At 36.9% G+C, this 1738-nt stretch carries 2 protein-coding genes and 1 other RNA gene; all 3 read right to left on the bottom strand.

Annotation, left to right across the window (positions count from 1 at the left end; genetic code table 11):
• Window positions 1-26 precede the first annotated feature (26 nt).
• Window positions 27-388: a transfer-messenger RNA gene (gene ssrA, locus IDG60_RS13160) on the bottom strand.
• Between the two features lie 90 nt (window positions 389-478).
• Complete coding sequence (smpB, locus tag IDG60_RS13155) at window positions 479-943, bottom strand: SsrA-binding protein SmpB (protein ID WP_001085183.1); 465 nt, start codon at window positions 941-943, stop codon at window positions 479-481.
• A 21-nt stretch (window positions 944-964) separates the two neighbouring features.
• A partial coding sequence (locus IDG60_RS13150; protein WP_206160776.1) for an RNB domain-containing ribonuclease occupies window positions 965-1738 on the bottom strand: 774 nt, incomplete at its 5' end.

Raw genomic sequence — 1738 nt, 5'->3', positions numbered from 1 at the left:
ACATCCACAAAGGTTGTAGGCTACAAATATGGAGACGGCGGGATTTGAACCCGCGTCCAGAGGTCCTGATACACATCTTTCTACGTGTGTAGTTTATCGAAAGGTTTCGCATCATGAAAAGTGATAAACAACCAACATGATGCTAGCTTGATTAAGTTTCTTCTAAACAGACTTCAAACGGCAGTGTTTAGCATATCCTATTAAGGTTGAATCGCGTTAACAGCACATAGGAAATGCTGTTAGGCGATGCAGAGTGCGATTAGGCAGCTACTGCGAAATTATTGTTTGATTTGCCAGTTATTATAAACTGTGTGTGTTGATGACGAAGCCAACCCTCCGACACGCTTAATGAGCTCGGGGGACCCCTGTCGAATCCATGAACGTCCCCGAAATAATAAATCAAACAAATCATACTTTTGTAATTTACAAAAGCACATATAACTATATCAAATATAGCCCGATTAAGCAACTAAATCGCTTAATAACGGGCTTTCATATCGCGCGCAACATCTCGTTTGACTGCTTTTTCTTTCAAAGCTTGACGTTTATCATATTTTTTCTTACCTCGTGCAACACCAAGTAATACTTTACAATGTCCATGCTTCAAATAAAGCTTTAACGGCACAATCGAATAACCAATTTCTCGAGTTTGTTCACCTAATTTAAAGATTTCACGTTTATGCAATAATAATTTTCGAGAACGAAGAGGATCGTGATTAAAACGATTCCCTTCTTCGTATGGTGCTATATGCATATTATTCAAATACATTTCACCGTTTTTAACTTGCGCGTAACTATCTTTAAGGTTAGCACTACCTCGGCGAATCGATTTTATTTCTGTACCTTGTAATACGATTCCCGCTTCAATCGTATCTTCAATATTATAATCATGTCTTGCTTTACGATTTTCCGCTAATGTACCTGGTGATTTCTTCTTAGCCATTCATACTCACCTCATTGCTGCTTATTTTTTCTTACGACGTGCTTTCTTTTTCACACTTTTATCTTTATAAAATGGCTTATGCTTACTATTACCTGATTTATCATTATTACGTTGGTTTTTACCTTTACGTTGCTTACCTTTTTTCTTACGACCCTTATCATCAGATTTCGATTTATCTAAAGATTTGCCACGCGTTTTAGCTTGAATCGTTTTACCTCTTGCTGGTCGCTGTGAGCGGTCATTTTTAGGTAAAGGCATTCCAACAATTTGAAAATCAATTAATCGTTCATCTACATCAACATGCGTCACTTTAACCTTAACTGTGTCACCAATTCTAAATACTTTAGCTTGACGCTCACCAATTAATGCCATTTGACGCTCTTCAAAACGGTAATAATCATCAGTCATATTCGCAATATGAACCATACCTTCTATCGTATTTGGCAATTCAATGAACATACCGAAGTTAGCTACTGAGCTGACAATACCTTCAAATTCATCACCAATATGTTGAATCATATATTCTGCTTTTTTCAATTCATCAGTATCACGTTCTGCCTCAATAGCACGACGTTCACGTTTAGAAGTATGTTCAGCTAACTCAGGCAATTTGTCTTCCCAACGCTTCACTTCTTTGTTATCCATTGATTTCTCAATTAAATACTTACGGATTAAACGATGAACTGTTAAATCAGGATAACGTCTAATTGGTGATGTAAAATGCGTATAATATTCAGCTGATAAGCCAAAATGTCCCAAGTTCACATCATCATAATGCGCTTGTTGCATTGAACG

Source organism: Staphylococcus sp. EG-SA-2 (genome assembly GCF_017152085.1).
Note: the sequence above shows the minus strand (reverse complement) of the source record. Positions and strands in the feature narration are given on the sequence as shown.